Origin of the sequence: Paenibacillus sp. FSL E2-0190, from assembly GCF_037992965.1 — a bacterium.
GTDB lineage: Bacteria > Bacillota > Bacilli > Paenibacillales > Paenibacillaceae > Paenibacillus_AQ > Paenibacillus_AQ odorifer.
The window spans coordinates 6,295,984-6,314,936 of sequence record NZ_CP150306.1 but is presented as its reverse complement, the minus strand read 5'-3'; the positions used below and the strand labels follow the sequence as shown (position 1 = coordinate 6,314,936).

At 41.8% G+C, this 18,953-nt stretch carries 12 protein-coding genes; 10 read left to right on the top strand and 2 right to left on the bottom strand.

Annotated features, from left to right (window positions below):
- Positions 1–5 precede the first annotated feature (5 nt).
- Entirely contained in the window at positions 6–1,085 is a 1,080-nt protein-coding gene (locus NST25_RS27670) for an ABC transporter substrate-binding protein (RefSeq protein ID WP_076307214.1), read from the bottom strand.
- A gap of 90 nt (positions 1,086–1,175) precedes the next feature.
- Positions 1,176–2,144 (bottom strand): ABC transporter ATP-binding protein, encoded by a 969-nt coding sequence (locus NST25_RS27665; RefSeq protein WP_076282707.1) that lies wholly within the window; start codon positions 2,142–2,144, stop codon positions 1,176–1,178.
- A 165-nt stretch (positions 2,145–2,309) separates the two neighbouring features.
- Here NST25_RS27665 and NST25_RS27660 point away from each other — a divergent pair, with 165 nt between their 5' ends.
- The 10 genes from NST25_RS27660 (at position 2,310) to NST25_RS27615 (ending at position 17,403) form a co-directional block, all read left to right on the top strand.
- Entirely contained in the window at positions 2,310–3,203 is an 894-nt protein-coding gene (locus tag NST25_RS27660) for a LysR family transcriptional regulator (protein ID WP_076129777.1), read from the top strand.
- Positions 3,204–3,437: 234 nt separating this feature from the next.
- The gene (ppc, locus tag NST25_RS27655; protein WP_038573414.1) at positions 3,438–6,230 is read left to right on the top strand and encodes a phosphoenolpyruvate carboxylase; all 2,793 of its coding nucleotides are present in this window, start codon (positions 3,438–3,440) and stop codon (positions 6,228–6,230) included.
- A 513-nt stretch (positions 6,231–6,743) separates the two neighbouring features.
- The gene (gene sigW / locus NST25_RS27650) at positions 6,744–7,310 is read left to right on the top strand and encodes an RNA polymerase sigma factor SigW (protein WP_036681288.1); all 567 of its coding nucleotides are present in this window, start codon (positions 6,744–6,746) and stop codon (positions 7,308–7,310) included.
- A gap of 121 nt (positions 7,311–7,431) precedes the next feature.
- Positions 7,432–8,046, top strand: coding sequence for a zf-HC2 domain-containing protein (locus NST25_RS27645; protein ID WP_036681404.1), 615 nt, complete (start codon positions 7,432–7,434; stop codon positions 8,044–8,046).
- A 214-nt stretch (positions 8,047–8,260) separates the two neighbouring features.
- Positions 8,261–9,091, top strand: a complete 831-nt coding sequence (gene cdaA / locus NST25_RS27640; RefSeq protein ID WP_036681290.1) for a diadenylate cyclase CdaA — start codon at positions 8,261–8,263, stop codon at positions 9,089–9,091.
- Complete coding sequence (locus tag NST25_RS27635) at positions 9,084–10,544, top strand: CdaR family protein (protein WP_081388384.1); 1,461 nt, start codon at positions 9,084–9,086, stop codon at positions 10,542–10,544. The genes cdaA and NST25_RS27635 overlap by 8 nt, the downstream gene beginning before the upstream one ends.
- 88 nt (positions 10,545–10,632) lie before the next feature.
- Positions 10,633–11,973: a phosphoglucosamine mutase gene (glmM, locus tag NST25_RS27630; RefSeq protein ID WP_076208470.1), complete on the top strand. Its 1,341-nt coding sequence runs from the start codon at positions 10,633–10,635 to the stop codon at positions 11,971–11,973.
- A gap of 640 nt (positions 11,974–12,613) precedes the next feature.
- Complete coding sequence (gene glmS / locus NST25_RS27625; protein WP_076309009.1) at positions 12,614–14,446, top strand: glutamine--fructose-6-phosphate transaminase (isomerizing); 1,833 nt, start codon at positions 12,614–12,616, stop codon at positions 14,444–14,446.
- Positions 14,447–14,970: 524 nt separating this feature from the next.
- Positions 14,971–15,666 (top strand): hypothetical protein, encoded by a 696-nt coding sequence (locus tag NST25_RS27620; RefSeq protein ID WP_076303161.1) that lies wholly within the window; start codon positions 14,971–14,973, stop codon positions 15,664–15,666.
- A gap of 249 nt (positions 15,667–15,915) precedes the next feature.
- On the top strand, positions 15,916–17,403 hold the full coding sequence (locus NST25_RS27615; protein WP_218642822.1) for a hypothetical protein: 1,488 nt from the start codon (positions 15,916–15,918) through the stop codon (positions 17,401–17,403).
- The last annotated feature ends 1,550 nt before the right edge of the window (positions 17,404–18,953 follow it).

The following is an 18,953-nucleotide window of genomic DNA, read 5'->3' as shown; positions in this document are numbered from 1 at the left end:
TACGCTTATTTAAAAATTTGTGTGAAGGTCGAGGAAACTTCATCGCTGTGCTCATTCATCCATTCCCAATTCACATCAAATGTTTTGATTTCTTCAAGATTGGCACGATTTTCTGCCTTCACGTCAGTTCTGCCTGGCAGCAAATAGGCTTTGGCAACAAGGGCTTGTGCTTCATCGGAGAGCAGGTAGTCGATAAAAGCCTTAGCGTTATCTACATTTGGGCTTGTCTTAATGATCGCAGCCGGACGAGGGCTGATTACAGTTCCTTCAGCAGGATAGACGATATCCACAGGTTCTCCGTCAGCTTTTGCTTTATAAGCCATGTAATCTACGCCAGCAGCAACGACGGATTTAGCACCGGTAATCACCGGATCAAGTGCCTCTTGATTGGCGCCTGCCATAGCTACTTCATTGCTTTTATATTGTTTAAAAAGTTCCCAGCCACTGTCCCCCTTAGCACTTAAATACCCAGTCATGAAATCAAGAGCCGAGCCGGAAAGTGAAGGATCAGGGATATTGACTGCACCCTTCCATTCCGCTTTGCTGAGGTCATCCCAGGAGGTCGGCGGTGAGCTTACTTTTTTAGTATTGTAGACAATACCGAGTGCGGATGCACTGTAACTGAAATAGTTACCTTCATCTATATCTGACCAATCGCTAACCAGCTTGTCTGCGTTAATCGCTTCTTTATATGGAAGTAATAATCCGTCGTTTTTCATTCCTTGCATGGACGGAAGAGAGGCGAGGACAACAACATCAACGACCGGATTGGATTTTTCTGCTTCCATGCGGGCAAGTATTTTTCCTGTAGTGCCTTGGAACATTTCAACCTTAACGCCAGTTTTGGCTTCAAAGCCGTCTTTGATTTTATTAGCTAAGCCTTCAGGGCCTGCACTGTAAACGACAAGATTGCCGCTTAGTGTCTTTTCTGTTGGTTGTGGGGCTTCAGTTTGCGTCGCCGCCGCAGTATCGGTTTGGTTGTTGCTTGCGTTAGCCGCAGGGGTGTTCGAGGAGCCGCAGCCCACTAAAGTAATACCAAGTGCAGTTGTTAGAAGAAGTGAACTTAACCCTTTTGTCTTTTTCATTTGATTCAATGTTATTGCCTCCCTAATATTGTTGTGTGCATCTTGCTGCATGGAACAGCATCATATAGAGCCATTCCATGCAGTGGACGCTTAATTCAGATGATGGATTTGGTGCTCTGAAGCGTACAGCTGAATCTTTTCCCCTACAGGTAGGCGCCGCTCATGATAAGCGGTCCAAGTCCCATTGTGCTCCATGTCCAGAATGATCTCATAGCGATCCCCCATATAACTCACATGCTGAATAGTCCCTGTAAAAAGAAGAGAGGAAGCATTCTCCTGAGACCAGCGTAAATGTTCTGGACGCAGCATCTGTTTATCCGGAACGATCCAGTTGGATTTACCAATAAAGTGGGCTACAAAAGGATGACTCGGTTTACGATAAATGTCCTCAGGAGATCCACTTTGTAAAATAGTACCACCTTGCATTACAACTACTTCATCTGACATAGACATCGCTTCGGTTTGATCATGCGTCACATACAGGGCTGTAATGCCCATGTTTTTTACCAAGGAGATTAACTCCAGCCTCATTTCATCTCGCAAGACCGCATCCAGCGCACTTAAGGGCTCATCGAATAATACAAGCTGAGGGCGCATGACTACGGCTCTGGCAAAAGCAACCCGCTGCTGTTGTCCACCAGACAACTGATGTGGAAAACGCAGCTCCAGCCCCTCCAGCTTGACCGATCGAAGCGCCTCCTGCACCCGAACCCGTAAATTCTTTTTTTGTTTGGAAGCTCGAAGGCCGAAGGCTACATTCTCGAACACAGTCAGATGCGGCCAGAGGGCGAAATCTTGAAAAACCATGCCAAAGTTACGGCGATGAATGGGGTGGCTAATTCTTTTGTTGCCTGAAAAAATAAACTCATCATCGATCAGAATTTCTCCTGCATCCGGTGTTTCCAGCCCAGCAATCAGACGGAGTAGTGTCGTCTTTCCACAACCTGAAGGACCGAGTAATGTCGTAAAGCTTCCAGCGGGAATCTTCAGATCTGCAGCCTTCAAGGCATGCACATCTCCGAATTTCTTTTCCAATCTGTGGATTGTAATTTCCTTCATTCTATCTACCTGCCTGTTCTTAAGCTTGTTCTTAGTGTAAAGGTAAAGAATTCCCGCTATATTTGCTGAATGTAACTGTGATATTAACTTTTTTGCCGATTTATTTTAACATTCATAGAATTCTTCTATGTTACCGTTTAGGAAAAGGCGAGGGAGTGGAAGAGAATGAACCTTAATCTAATGAAGCTGGAAATTGTAGAACTGCTGAATAAACATAAAAAAATTACCACGGTAGCAGATAAACTCGGACTAAAGCAGCCCACCGTTACGTATCATTTGAAGAATTTAGAGCAGCAATTGGGGGAGAAGTTATTTGAATCCAGAATGGATAAAATGATTCTTACGGAGAGTGGCAAAGCTTTTCTTCATTATGCGATCAAAATCAATGCGCTTGCTGCGGAAGCGGAGCGGGTGGTAAAAGAGTTCAGTCAGGCAGGTCGGGGGACGCTGAAAATTGGCGCCAGTTATGTTCCAGCTACTTATATTCTTCCACAAATATTGGGGCAGTTTGGCGAACAGCATCCGGGGATTACCATTTCTTTATCGGTTAAGCCTTCACCGGTGATCAAAGAAATGCTTGCCAGCCATGAGATTGATCTTGGTATCTTGTCTACGGAATCTTTTTATCTGCCTGATCTGCATACTCAAGCCTTATGTGAGGATGAGCTTGTCCTTGTTTTTGCACCTACACATGATTTTGCCGGATTTTCTAATTTAAACTCGGCGATGATTGCTTCAGCCAGCTTTATTTTACATGACAAGGAATCAAGCACACGCCAGTTGACGGATAAATGGTTTGAACGAGAGGGAAAAGAATCAAAACCGCATATTTTACTCGATTCACTGGAGGCAATTAAGCAATCGCTCATGAGTGGACAACATGTTTCATTTATTTCACGACTTGCTGTGGAGGACGAGGTAGCCAGAGGAAGATTGCTAATGCGAGCCATTCCGGATTATAATTTTGAAAGACATATTTATTATTCGTATAACCGTGATCGCCATTATTCTCCTTTAATTGGACTGTTCATAGATCAGCTCCGTACAATCCGAATATAAGCATACATAGAGAATATACGATAGAGCCATTATATATATGAAAGAATACATAAAATATAAGGACTGTATAAATTCAGAAATTGGTGTATAATCTTAGGTGCTGTGTCGCTTTACAGCACAAAAAAGTTGCAGATTTTCAAACGGTTTTATTGTATGATATGAGGAAGCTTTAATAGACGATATTTAGACAGACAAACTTAACACATTGATCCGGAAGAGAATGGGGGGAGCAGCATGACCGAACTTACGACTACCGTCAGCAAAAGCAACTCTAACAATCTGCTGCGACGGGACGTACGGTTCTTGGGGAACATTTTAGGAGAGGTCTTGGTTCACCAAGGCGGTAACGAACTGCTAGAGATCGTGGAGAAGATCCGCGAGACCAGTAAATCGCTACGCTCACTATTTTTACCTGAACTGCATAGTGAATTTAAGGAGTTAATCAATTCTTTGGATCCGGAGAACCGTCATCAGGTAATAAGAGCGTTCGCCATTTATTTTCAATTGGTGAATATTGCCGAACAGAACCACCGGATTCGCCGTAAACGTGACTATGAACGTTCAGCTGGGGAGACAGTACAACCCGGTTCTATAGAAAGCGCTATTCAAGAGCTTCGTGAACGTGATTTCTCTCATGAGGAAGTCAACGAGATTATTGAAGGATTGTCTCTGGAACTTGTAATGACGGCACATCCAACGGAAGCTATGCGCCGTGCGATTCTCGATATTCATAAACGGATATCCGATGATGTTATGGGTCTTGATAACCCTACCTTAACTTTCCGTGAACGTGAACAGCTTCGCGAGAAGTTATTGAATGAAGTGATTACGCTTTGGCAAACGGATGAGCTGCGTGACCGCAAGCCTACAGTACTCGATGAAGTGCGTAATGGAATGTATTATTTCCATGAGACGATTTTCCATGTATTGCCCGACGTGTATCAAGAGCTTGAACGCTGTCTGAGCAAATATTATCCAGGACAGAATTGGCATGTGCCAACCTACTTGCGTTTTGGATCATGGATTGGCGGAGACCGTGATGGTAATCCATCGGTAACCTCAACAGTCACTGCGCAGACTTTACGCATGCAGCGCAAGCTGGCCATTCGTGAATATCAGCGTATTATGCGTGAACTCATGAAATATCTAAGCTTTAGCACAAGTATTGTTAAAGTGACGCCTGAGCTCGTAGAATCCATCGAAGCTGATCGTCAGATCATTAACCTAGGCAAGATGGAAGAATGGCGCAATGACAATGAACCTTACCGTATTAAACTTAGCTACATGATCTCTAAGACACAAAATGTTTTGGATGATGAGAAAAAAGATACTCCTGAGCGTTATGCTACACCTGAGGAGTTCATAGATGATTTGAATGTCATTGACCGCAGTCTACGGCATCACTACGCCGACTATGTGGCCGATACTTATATTAAAAAGCTAATCCGCCAAGTGGAGCTGTTCGGATTCCATACGGCAACTCTTGACGTGCGTCAACACAGTCAAGAACATGAGAATGCCATGACAGAAATTTTGGCGAAGATGAACATTTCGCCGGATTACTCTAAATTGACGGAGATTGAGAAGATTGATCTGCTGGAGAAATTGCTGAATGATCCACGTCCGTTGACCTCTTCTTACCAGACGTATACTGAAAGTACAGAGGAGTGTCTGGCTGTTTACCGGACGATCTTCGCATCGCAGGAAGAGTACGGCAAACAATGTATCACCAGTTATCTGATCAGTATGGCTGAAGCTGCGAGTGACATTCTGGAGGTTATGGTCTTCGCCAAAGAGGTAGGACTATTCCGCAAGGATAACGACGGTACAGTTGTATGTACCCTGCAAGCTGTGCCACTTTTTGAAACGATTGATGACTTGCATGAAGCACCGCAAATTATGAACACACTGCTCAATATGCCGATCTACCGTGATGCGGTAAGAGCAATGAATGATTTGCAGGAAATCATGCTTGGATATTCAGATAGTAATAAAGATGGCGGCGTGGTTACTGCTAACTGGGAACTGCGTGTTGCCCTAAAAGAAATTACAGCGACAGCGGATAAGTTCGGAATCAAGCTGAAGTTCTTCCATGGTCGTGGTGGAGCGCTCGGCCGCGGGGGTATGCCACTTAACCGCAGTATTCTTGCTCAGCCTGCTTCGACAATTGGCGGCGGGATTAAGATTACCGAGCAGGGAGAAGTAATCTCCTCCCGTTACTCCATGCAAGGAATTGCTTACCGCAGTCTGGAGCAAGCGACATCTGCGCTTGTAACAGCAGCAATTAGTGCGAGAGTGCCACAAGCCGATCTTTATGAAGAGAAATGGGAAGAGATTGTTGCCCGTATTTCTGAGGTCTCGCTGAACAAATATCAGGATTTGATCTTCCGTGATCCGGATTTCCTGACTTATTTCAAAGAATCAACACCTCTGCCTGAGGTAGGAGAGCTTAATATCGGTTCCCGTCCTTCCAAACGGAAGAACAGCGATCGTTTTGAAGATCTGCGCGCAATTCCTTGGGTATTTGCATGGACACAAAGCCGTTATTTGCTCCCAGCCTGGTACGCTGCTGGAACCGGACTGCAGAGTTTCTATGAGGGTAAGGAAGAGAATCTGAAGATAATGCAACATATGTATGAGAACTTCTCATTCTTTACTACACTGATAGATACGCTGCAAATGGCTATTTCAAAAGCGGACTTGATCATTGCTAAGGAATACGCCAGCATGGGCAAGAACGAGGAAGCACGTCAACGGATCTTTGGCCAGATTGAAGATGAGTTTAATTTGACCTCTGAGCTAATCCTGAAGATTACAGGCCAGCAGGATATTCTGGATAACGTTCCTGTGATTCAAGAGTCGATCAGACTCCGCAATCCATACGTTGATCCGCTTAGCTACCTGCAGGTTCAATTGCTATCTGAGCTTAGAGCGCTCCGTGAAATTGATGGAGATGATAGCGAGCTGCTTCGCGAAGTATTGCTTACCATCAACGGCATTGCCGCCGGTCTTCGGAATACCGGCTGATATAGTCTTAACAACAAAAAGTCCGCCCTATTTGGGGCGGACTTTTTTTGCCTAATACAAGTTGTTGTGATCATAAACTGTATATTGCTGCTGTGAACTTTATTTGTTCCTAAATATTGGAGAGTCATACCCGATATTTCTTTATTACCCTACCCAAGTAACCGAGATGTAATCGGAGGTAATTAACGTGGCACTTATTACTTCGGTGATGGAGCAGCGTAGAGGATATTTGGAACTGTAGGAGCGCCAGCGTTCGCCTTTATCCTCAGATTTCGACCGCTATATGCGGTTTATAATCAGGAAATGTGAGGATAACAGCGACCGGAAGTCCAAATATTTCTCGGAGCTGCACTTAATCGCCTATACCAACTTGTCCAGTTTTTAACTCAGTTTACATAGAAGGTTACAATACAATCCTTGATTTTTACACAAACTTGAATTACGATTTAATTGCTTGTACCGTGGATATTTGCGAAGAAATACCAAGGGCGGCAAGTCTGGGGGAGTTAACAGGTGGAGAATTTGGAAGGCAGATTGACAAAGCTCGCCTTGAAGGGCGACCAAAGGGCATTTGCCGAGCTTGTGGAACTATATAAAGACAAAATATATCATTTAGCTTACAGGATGTTGAACAATCGCCATGAGGCGGAGGATATTGTTCAGGAGACCTTTTTGCGTGTGTATAGGAATTTGGATCGTTATGATGATAAACAGAAGTTCTCCACATGGATTTACCGGATTGGAACGAACCTCTGTATTGATAGATTGCGTAAACGAAAACCAACCTATTCGCTGGATGCTGAAATGAACGATCAGGAGGGCCTTGATGGCTATTCGTTGATTCCGAGCGACAATGTGACACCTGAGACCGAACTATTGCTCTCTGAGACGCAGGGGCTAATCTATGAAGCGATTGACAGTTTGCCTGTGAAATACAGGTCGGTGATGATTCTGAGATACCTGCAGGATCTGTCCCTTCAGGAGATTAGTGATGTCCTGGATATGCCCGTGACCACGATTAAGACGCGTGTACACCGAGGCCGTGAATTTTTGCGTAAAAAATTAGGCCCAAAAATGTAAAAATAGATTTTATTTATGAAACATCTTTTCGAGAGCGACGTATGTAAGTTAAGCAAGTCTTATGTGTCCTGACCCTTTGTCTTAGGATAATTAAATAGCACTCATGAAAGGATTGGCTCCTATGGAATGCAAACTGGCCGTCTCTATGATGCATGACTACTTGGATGACGACTTGCCCGAACAGCAGCAGAGGGAATTGAAGGAGCATCTTCTATCCTGTCCAGATTGCCGTGCAAAGTTTAAAGAATTGGAACAGACAGATATGTTGATGTTCTCCCTAATGCATCAGAATCCTGTAGCTTCAGATGATCTTGTGAGCCGGATAATGAGTTCATTGCCAAAGACTAAGAAAGAAAAAGCCTTTATTACCTGGATCAAGAGGCACCCTGCACTTACAGCGGCATCTCTATTCCTTGTCGTTATGCTGATGAGCACCGTAACTTTTTGGAGTCCAGACAGACAACTTGTAGTTAGAGGTGTTGATTTGGATCAAGTGGTCATCAAAGGGGATACTGTAATTGTACCTTCCGGCAAAATAATTACCGGGGACCTTACCATAGAGAACGGTAAAGCACAGGTATATGGAGAAGTGAACGGCAACGTGACAGTCATTGACGGATCTCTATATCAGGCTTCAACAGCTCATATTTCTGGGCAAGTCAAAAGCATAGACCAGGCAGTAAGCTGGTTCTGGTATAAAGTGACGAACATGTTCTCTGAAGTTGCCTACCGTTAATGCGGGCAGTGGTTACCTTGAGCAGGAATATTAATTAGCGCCTCTTTTTCCGGAAAGATGGCGCTTTTTTGTTTCCTTAAATTGGGTGGTTTCGGAAAGGATTGAGGGACTAAACTTGCAACTGAAGCCCGAACGTTATAACCTAGATATGATACAGAGCTAACAGACATTTTACATAAACCCAGCTAATTTGAAATGACGGGGGTTTTAGGCAATGAGTTATTTTACTGAGCTAACATGGAAAGATTCCATTAAAGATATAATTGATATCCTAATCGTCAGTTACATTATTTATAAAGTGCTTAATATGGTACGCGGGACGCGGGCGATTCAGCTTTTAAAAGGGATACTGGTTCTGGTCTTGATTTGGGCGGTAAGCACAATCTTGGACTTGTATACACTTAAATGGCTAATGAATCAAATGTTTACTTTCGGGGTCCTAGCTGTCTTTATCATTTTTCAGCCGGAACTACGAAGGGGACTGGAGCAGCTTGGACGGGGCAGATTTTTCGGACGAGCTGGAGAAAGTGACGAAGAGATCAGTAAGTTAATCGGCGAAGTGATTAAAGCCGTGAATTATTTATCTCGCAGAAAAATAGGGGCGTTAATCGTTTTTGAGCGGGAGACGGGGCTAAACGAATATACAGAGTCAGGTATACCCATGCGTTCCCTGGTCAGCTCCGAATTGCTTATTAACATCTTCATTCCCAATACACCTTTGCATGACGGAGCCCTTATTATGCAGGGAAATCAGATTGCTGCGGCTGCTTGTTACTTGCCTTTGTCCGAGAATCCTTTTATCAGCAAAGAACTGGGAACCCGGCATCGGGCTGCTATAGGAATAAGTGAGGTTGCAGACTCGGTGTCTGTCATTGTCTCGGAGGAGACAGGGCAGATTTCCCTTGCCATCAATGGCCAGATCGTTAGAGACATTAAGGAAGAATCCATGATATCGAAGCTCCATCAAGAGCTTAGTGTAAGTTCATCGCTGAAGGAGAAGGGTTCAACTTTCTGGAAACGGAAGGGGGACAAGAATCATGGATAAGTGGATGAATAATAACAATTTCAATAAGATTCTGGCCCTTGTGTTTGGGATCATTTTGTTTACGATGGTTCATGTCGATACTGCGCCTTCTGGACAGACAACAGTGGATATTAAAACAAAAACTATTGAGAATGTGAAGATTGAAGTGACCGGCCTTGACGAGGACAAATATGTCCTTGAACCCTTGGCTGTCGATAGTGTCAGTCTGGAGGTAGCGGGTAAAAATTCCGATATCTCCTTTCAGTTCTCGGATGACTATAAAGTGATGCTTGATCTGAGTAAGGTTGAACCTGGGGATACCACGTTGCCACTTTACTATAAATTACCCAAAGGTGTATCTCTGGTAAGAATGAATCCTAAAGAGGTTACTGTACATGTAGAACCGCGAAACACGAAGTCTTTTCCCATAACATTGGTTACAAAGGGAAAACCTGCAGCGGGCTATCAAATAGGCACGCCTGTCTTGCAGCCTACAGATACTGTAAAAGTGACACTTGCGGATAATGAACTAAGCAAGGTAGCCAAGATACAAGGGACTATTGAGCTTAACGGTGAGAACGAAACCTTTGTAGAAAAAAAGCTGAAGCTACACGCTTATGATAATAATGGAAATGAAATTAAAAATGCTGTAATTGAGCCTTCTACTGTATCTGTGGAATTGCCGATTACTTTACCTTTTAAGAGTGTGCCGCTGGAGATTGGCTTTACTGGGCAACTTCCAGATTCACTCGTATTATCCAAAGTGACCCCTGAGCAAGAAACGGTCGTAGTGTATGGACAAGCAGAGGCTTTAAAAGCTTTATCTGCTTATGAAGCTACAGTCGACCTTAGTGCAATAGATTCTGCGGGGACGAAACAAGTAAAGGTGGATCTGAAGGCACCGGCTGGAACGGAGAAAGTTATGCCAGAAGCTGTGAATGTTTCATTAACCATCTCAGAAATTGCTGAGCGGACCATTGAGGCGGTACCCATCAAGCTCCAAGGCGTGGGGGATGATTTGGAAGGAAGTATTGTTGATCCTTCAAGCAAGGAAATTGCGCTTACCTTAAAGGGTGCACCTGCTTTACTTGATCAACTAGATAAGAAAAATATAGGGGTTGTGGCTGATGTTAGCGGACTTTCAGCTGGAACTCACGAGGTTTCTTTGCGGGTATCATTACCCAAGTTCATCGCACTAGCCAATGCAGGGGTGCCACTTACTGTGACCGTGCAGCTGCTATCGCCTGCAGCACCAGTCCCTACGCCTCATCCAGATACGGGGGGTGTGACTACTCCTGAGCCGAGTTCTGAACCTGTTATAGGCGATGTGGAACCTACGGAGAAGCCCACGCATAGTGGAGAGGCTGGTGGAGCAACACCAACGCCTGTCCCGACGGATAGCAATCCGGAGAATAACGGCACAGCTAACACAAGTACGAATTCCGAGAATCCTGTAGGTACAGGCGGGACGTAATCTTTTGAGCCCAGAGGTACACCAAAATAGTATGCAATTCATATGATAGTACATTAAGCTAACGTAGCGTATTCAAAGGAGAAAAATAATGGGGAAGTATTTTGGAACTGACGGTGTGCGGGGAGTAGCAAACCGTGAATTGACTGCAGAAATGGCTTATAGTATTGGCCGTTGTGGAGGATATGTACTAGCGGGTAACTTGGATAAACCGAAGGTTGTTATCGGAATGGATACACGTATTTCCGGTCCTTTATTGGAATCCGCGCTGATAGCGGGCTTATTGTCTATTGGAGCCGATGTAATCCGTATAGGCGTAGTGAGTACCCCTGCTGTTGCTTATATTACGAGATTGTTAAAAGCAGACGCAGGCGTCATGATTTCAGCTTCTCACAATCCTGTAGAGGATAACGGCATTAAGTTCTTTGGTGGGGATGGCTTCAAGCTTACAGATGAAACTGAACTGCGCATTGAAGAGCTTATGGATGCTGAGGTAGATGAATTGCCACGTCCTATCGGTTCGGGTTTAGGTATGGTTACCGTAGATAATGATGCTAAGTATCTTTATCTGGAGTATTTGAAAACTACCATTTCTCAGGACTTTAAGGGAATCAAGGTTGTACTGGACTGTGCGCATGGCGCAGCGTATGAGCTTGCTCCAAGACTGTTCAGAGAGCTTGGCGCTGAGGTTATTTCTATCGGGGCTGAGCCAGATGGATTGAATATTAATGATGGATTTGGTTCGACACATCCAGAGACTTTGCGTGAAGAAGTCTTGCGTCATGGAGCCGATTTGGGACTTGCTTTTGACGGAGATGCTGACCGCCTGATCGCTATTGATAATAACGGTGATGAAGTCGATGGCGACTTTATCCTTTGTATTTGTGGTGATGCCATGAACCGTGCAGGTAAGCTGAAGGATAGCACGATTGTATCAACTGTTATGAGTAACATCGGATTCTATAAAGCTACCGAGAAATTATCCCTGAATACTGCTAAGACAGCTGTAGGGGATCGTTATGTTATGGAAGAAATGCGTCGTGGGGGCTTTAATCTAGGCGGAGAACAGTCTGGACATGTTATTTTCCTGGATTACAATACAACTGGTGATGGTATTCTTACAGCTATTCAGCTGGTAGATACGCTTAAGGCTACAGGCAAACAGCTTAGCGAAGTTAAGAGTATGATGACTAAATACCCGCAGGTGCTGGTTAATGTTCGTGTACAGGATAAGACTAATTACCCTAATAACCCGGCTATAGAAGCGGCTATCGCTGAAGTTGAAGGTAAGCTAGGTGACAATGGCCGTGTGCTTGTACGTCCGTCAGGTACGGAATCTCTAATCCGCGTTATGGCAGAGGGACCGGATAAGGCAGATTTAGATCTTTATGTGAATCAAATTGTGGAAGTAGTTCAACGCGAATTGGTATAATCCATTACCTTAACTATAAGGCTGGTGCAGTGAGCGAGAGCGATTCGGACTCGTTGCACCAGTGTTATTTTATTTTAGGATTGGATCGTTTGAACTGCTTTTGTAAAATTTAGGTTGATGCGCCATTGCCAAAGTACAACAAGGTGCATATAATAGATTAAGTGTCATTCTAGAAGGAAAGCGGGGATTGTGAGGTTAGCAATAGCAAGCGCCAGAGCTTGGTCTAGCGCGGGGGAGAAGGGAAAGCTGCTTACTTGTTATGTAGGCTATGGCTTGAACGGATCACGGCAGACGTAAGCTGACGAGGTGGAGGTGTTCGAAATGTTCGGCGGGGACCTCCCGGTGATGCACCAGAGCCGTAAATGGATACGGAAAATGAAAGGGCGACCTTTCACACAACGTTTTCATGGGTGCAACAAATTATATTATTCATGTGTGCGCGCATCAGAAGGAAACACGTTATTTCTGCCACGGCAGAGGAGAAGGCTGTGCATTTCATGAACATTAGAATGTAAGTGACAGTTTATTTTGTTGATCCTAAAATACAACAGAATATTTGCTTTTTCTCAAAAACATGCCGCACGGCACGTTTCTTTCCTTATGCCGCCACATTACGATAACTCGGACGGGGGAAATTATAATGTGTGGTATTGTAGGATATATTGGTAATCAGAATTCGCAGGGGATCTTGGTTGAGGGTTTGAAGAAATTGGAATATCGTGGATATGATTCCGCTGGTATTGCTGTATTCACCCAAGAAGGACTGCAAGTAGTGAAAGCTCAAGGCCGTTTGGCGAATCTGCAGTCGAAGCTCGAAGACAGCCCGCTGGCAGGTAGCGCAGGTATCGGACACACACGCTGGGCGACTCACGGTAAACCATCCGATGAGAATTCACATCCACATACGGATAACAGCATGAAGTTCTCGGTAGTTCACAACGGTATTGTCGAAAACTATCTGGATCTGAAAGAAGAGCTGATCGCTGGCGGATGCCACTTTGTCTCTGAAACCGATACAGAAGTTATTTCACATCTGATTGCTCGCGAATATGACGGAGATATCGTGAAGGCTGTACAAAAAGCGATTACGTTCATGCGCGGTGCGTTTGCATTAGGCGTCCTGACTGAATATGAACCAGATAAACTGGTGGCTGTGCGTCAAGCTAGCCCGCTCATTATCGGTCTTGGCGAAGGAGAAAACTTTATCGGGTCAGATATTCCGGCACTGCTTGAATATACCCGTAACGTATATATTTTGAACGACGGCGAAATGGCTGTGCTGACAAGAGATGCTGTCGAATTGATGACGATTGAAGGCAATTTTATTTCTCGGGAAATGATTACTGTCGATTGGGATGCAGTTACCGCAGAAAAAGGCGGCTACGAGCATTTCATGCTGAAAGAAATACACGAGCAACCTAAGGCTTACCGCGACACCATGCGTGGTCGTATCAATGCCGAAGGTAACAAGGTTGTATTGCCTGAACTGAACATGACTGAAGAACAAATCAAGAACATTCGTAACATTCAAGTCGTTGCTTGCGGAACGGCATACAACGCTGGTGTGGTAGGACGTACTATGATCGAATCTTTGGTTCGTATTCCGGTTGAGAATGATATCGCTTCGGAATATCGTTACCGTTCACCAATCGTGACTCCAGAAACTTTGGTTATCGTAGTCAGCCAATCCGGTGAGACTGCAGATACTTTGGCAGCTCTGCGTGAAGCACAAGCTAACGGGGCACATGTATTGGCGATCACTAACGTTGTGGGCAGTTCTATCGCTCGCGAAGCAAATGATGTGTTTGTAACCTTGGCAGGTCCAGAAATTGCAGTAGCTTCGACCAAAGCTTACACTTCACAATTGATCGCATTTGGATTGTTTGCTCTTTACTTGGCTGAAGTTCGTGGTACACAAACCGAAGCACAAGTTACTAAGATTCTTGCAGCTATGCAATCTCTACCAGAGCAAGTAGAAGAGATCCTAGCTCAAAAAGAAGCGATCAAAGGTTATGCTGAACAAATTTCTGAGCACAAAAACTTGTTCTTCATCGGCCGTGGCGTAGACTACGCTGTTGCTCAAGAAGGATCCTTGAAGCTGAAAGAAATTTCTTATATTCACTCCGAAGCTTATGCTGCAGGTGAATTGAAACACGGTACATTGGCTCTGATCGAAGAAGGCGTTCCAGTTATTGCCCTGGCAACTCAGGAAGCTGTACTTGAGAAGACCGTCAGCAACATCAAAGAAGTGAAAGCTCGGGGCGCAGATGTGCTGGCAATCACGCACCAAGAGCATTTAACTGACCTGCTTAGATCAGTTGATCAAGTGTTCGTGATTCCTAAAACACTTCCAATGCTGACAGCAGCTTTGTCCGTAGTGCCTCTGCAATTATTGTCCTATTATGCTTCTCTTGCGCTGGGTCATGATGTGGATAAACCACGTAACTTGGCGAAGAGTGTTACTGTGGAGTAGGTTTGGTGATGTAAAAGTACAGTTGTTTGTCTGGTGACATTAAAGTTGGTGAACAGACATTAATGAAAGTGTTCAGACAATAATGTCAGTACCTTTACAAAATAGTTGGTCTTAGAAGTTGAATAGGCCCATTAAATATCATAAAAAAGTCCCGATGATGTCTTACATCATCGGGCTTTTTTATGATAGGTTAATTAATGAAACTTTATCCTATTTCAAAATTCACTTATGTATAAACCGTCAAATGAAAATAAAGTTCTATGTTGAAGCAGCAAACAAAGTTGTAGACTGAGAAAATAAAGTATTGGACTGACGACACTTCATTAAGCTAACGGGCAGGATAGTTCAATCACTTCGCGAATAATTTAATTGTAGAATATTCACGAAATTCGTAAATAATACGTTATGCGGGGAACCTCGGAATACCTGTGAAAATTAATTAGGGGTCTAACTGTTCGTATAATTATTAGTTCTTTGAAATACGCTGAACATAAATACACACAATAAATTTGGAGTTGAAAATTATGTCAGAAATTAATGTTGCTTATACAAATGAATATCAGGAGCATAAGAAAAAGTTCGAATATATTTTTAATAAAAAGTTTATGTCCAAAGATATCAATGAAAGACTGTTGCCGGATGGGAAGCATATACTTAAGACATATTATTACTATGATGATAGCCACCAAGTATCAGAATACAATGTAAGAGCTTCAAAAACTGACGTGTTGGACCTAAGGGGAAATATAATAACAGAGTTAAAGAATATAGACTACCATGTTGATTTTTTTTCAATGGTTGAACATTCCAACGGTAAGAATTATCTGTTGTTTTCGACTGAGCTATATGGCTATAGTGTTTTAGATTTGTCTGATTTAAGTACACATCATTTCATCCCAGCCGAGAGTTTTAAGGAACATAAAGAAACATTTATTTGGACGAGTGTTTTATACTGTGCTCAAAATAATATTCTGGCAGTTGATGGATGCTATTGGGCTTGCCCTTCAAGTACATTCTTTTTCGACTTTTCCCAACCGACAAAAATTCCACTTAAAGAAATATATAATTCCTATGATATGGACGGCGAGGTAAATATAGATACCGATGTAATACCTTTACGTTGGAATAATGATGGAACGATAGTCTTAAAATGTTGTATGGATGAAGAAGGCGTGAAAGAAGTTGAAAAAACAATAGATGTATTATCACGCAAAAAATAAGCAGTTCATGTTTTATTTTGATAGTAACCAGGAAACAAAATATGCGTGAAACACGTGCAACTGATAGTAAAGTTTGGGGATTAATATCTGCAATAACCCACGCTAGTATGTAGCGTTGTGCTTGCAAATCCTGATAAGTTTTATGATGTCGCTTTAATTTTATTCAAAACAATAGAATTCTTTCATTTGGACACTTTCAGGTGCACAAATGAATTTCAAGCAAAATCGCTATATTCAATAGGATATGGAATGGATAAAATTAAAGATATTTTATACACAGATGAAAGATTGAAAACTTGCGAGGATAAACATAGAAACTCAAATTTAGAATCACTGTTTTTAAATTATCAGCTTTTTGGCGTAAAAGGTTTTACAGAGGAACAAAATACTGAATTCATCAAAAAATTGTATGGGATAATTGACCAACACAAATCAAACACCTTAGCAAGTAAATCTTACGGAATTTTGATGGCAAGAATGGACAGACGAAATTTAGAACCAAAAGTATCACAACATGACGACGACCATTTACAAATAGAATTTAGTCCCATAGAGCTTTCTGATGAACTTAAAAAGGAAAGTGAAGAAGCCTTAAATCAATACCAAGATGTTTTTAAATATTCTTCGCTAAGAGTGTGGGCAGATTTTTTGGCTGGTGCAAGAAATCAAACTAAAACCACAAAACAAGAGGAATATGACAACAATCCTCTTTTAGCATTATCCGAGACAAAACAACTTGTTGAAGAATTGAAAGAGGGACGAGACGGAATGGGTATGTTTGAATATTCCATACCTGCGTTTTCGTGTTCTAAATTATTACGTGAGCACAGTGACAAACTATCAAAAGAAGATAAGGCTTTTTGCAAAGAAATAGTTCTTGCAACAATATCTAATCTTTTTGCAGATGATTACGGTTATCAAATAAGTGACGGAGTTGAAGCAGCTGTCCATGCAATTCCAGCATTAGTAATTGAAAATCCAGAAGAAACAGAAGATTATGTTTCGATAATGGTTTTGGCACTTTTAGATGAAACACCAATTGGGCATTACAAGAGAATATGTGACTACGTTATTGAATCAATTCACAAATCAAATTTATGGGAACGGGATTCAAAAGTTGCACAATCAATTTTGTTTGGTTATATAAAATTCAAACCTATTTATAAAAATATCATTGCTGAAATAAGGAAAGAAAAAGGTTGGGGACAAATTTCTAAAAGTTCAATTTTTGAAAGGTTAGGCAAGATAGATGACGATTTCACTTTTGAAAATATATCATTTGATATAAATGATATTGCCTCACTTGATATTCATGACTTGGAAATAGTTCTTCAATTAATTCCTTCGGAGACGAAAGATAAAATACACTTAGACATTTATACGAAATCGTTGCCTTCATTAGCTTCACAGTTATTAAAAGACAGAAGAAGTTACAAAGATGATTCGGGGGACAACTCTAACATATACTTGTTACGCAATCATATTTTCAAAAAATTTGCTTATTTCATTTTACAAAGAGAAAAAAGTGAAATTGATGTGTTTCTAAAACCATTTGTTGATTCGTTTTCTTCAACAGAAGAAACGGCTTCAATTATTGAAGAATTAGTATTGGCGGAAGATAACCTAAACCGTCATGAACAATTTTGGCATATTTGGGATAACCTGTATCCTAAAATAAAAGAACTATGTTCAAATCCACGTGGCTATCATTTAACAGAAATCATAATAAATTACTAATTCGCATGGCGTTGGTGGCGTGAAGGAATTGAAGAGTGGCATAGCTTAAAGAAGGAAAATTTGACTCTCTATACTAGCGCTTCTAAAGAAATTGGAAATATTCCATCTGTATTGTATTCTATTGTCAAAATTTCGAATTCAATCGGAAGCAATTTTAAAGATGAAGGTATTGAGTGGCTTCATACAATTGTATCGAATAACAAGTTTTTAAACCTTGATGATTTAGAATCAAATACCTTATACTATTTGGAAATGTTTTTGAGAAAATATATTTTCATTAATAGACAAAAAATTAAAGAAGAAATAAGATTGAAAAACAAGATTATTCCGATTCTTGATTTCATGATTGAACGAGGTTCTATACATGGATATTTATTAAGAGAAAGTATCTTATGATGTAAAAAGGAAACACCTACTGCCAACAAGAGTTTGCAATATTTCAAAACATTATGCAACCACGGAAAAGTAAAATTGGTAGTTGCAAATAAGTATTAGGAACCAACTCTAATGTAAAAATCAGACACAAACTTTAATGTCATCAAGTATTTTATGTGTTTTTCTTAGACACTAACTATATTGTGAAATTAATTAGAGGTAAAATAAGAAAATCACTTAATTTTACTGGTTTTTTCAGACACCAACTATAATGTCACTGAACATTGACTAATTACATTAATGTGTCGTTCTGAACATTAAAGTATTGTTTTGAGTAACAAAATTGCAATAAAGTTGTGTTTTGAAAAGCTTAAGAAAAAAATGAGTGTGGAACAGCAACACTGACATCTAGAGCCGTCCTGAAAATACAGGGCGGCTTTATCTTTTTTTTATATGGGGGAAGATGATCTCACAAGGCCGACTTAGTGAAATTGAGCAGGGAAAGACTAAACCCTCTGCCGAAACTCTAAAAGAATTAAGGAAAGAAATTAATGTTGATTTAAACTGGTTATTCGACGAGGATATTTAATTTTGTTAATATGTTGATGGTGTGCTACCCGCGTACGTTCTTTAATAGGTAATTGGAAATGGAATATAATGAGGAGGACGCAGCCCAAGCGAAGGCGCGGGAGCGTTCTTTTTATTAAACTAACGGGAGGATATCCCTCAATTCAATGTTTTAAGTACGGCAGCATAACGAAATAGTAGTTCATTAGCGTTCGAACCAAAACAGTGAGATACAGACAACTGAAGCACGGATGAGTCGGAACGAAACTATCATACGGACGAAGATCCTGTCGGGCAGCATATCTGACCTCCACCTCATGGACAGGTTGAATGAAGGAATGTGAGAGCGTGGACTGTGAGACTTGGGAGGGTTGACCTCCATGAGGAATGTGGAGATACATAAGTGCAACCATACTTTTCCTAGGTAACCACTTTCTTCAGACTGTGGTTAAGGAGATGTTCTTTTGCGCTTTTCCTCGTCCCAACATTTTCTTCGATTTCAACTTGATTCCACCATGAAGTCGTCTGCACTGAACGAATAAAATCAGAAACCTAAGATATTACGAGCATTCAAGAGAAAAGTGATTCCTCATAGAGGGAGAATAGTT